Annotated in this window: 1 pseudogene; it reads left to right on the forward strand. The window is 71.4% G+C overall.

Features of this window, described 5'->3' with window-relative positions:
* A pseudogene (locus ACLBXO_RS32080) lies at window positions 1-301 on the forward strand (F0F1 ATP synthase subunit beta); the annotation flags it as partial.

Raw genomic sequence — 301 nt, forward strand, 5'->3', positions numbered from 1 at the left:
CATCGCCGAGCAGTTCCGCGACGACGGCCAGGACGTGCTGTTCTTCGTCGACAACATCTTCCGCTTCACGCAGGCGGGCTCCGAGGTGTCGGCGCTCCTCGGCCGCATCCCCTCGCCGGTGGGCTACCAGCCCGCGCTCGCCACCGACATGGGCGCCCTCCAGGAGCGCATCACCACCACGACCAAGGGCTCGATCACCTCGGTGCAGGCGATCTACGTGCCGGCCGACGACCTGACCGGCCCGGCGCCGGCCGCCTCGTTCGCCCACCTCGACGCCACGGCCGTGCTGTCGCGCTCGATC

The organism is Methylobacterium sp. C33D, assembly GCF_053345825.1.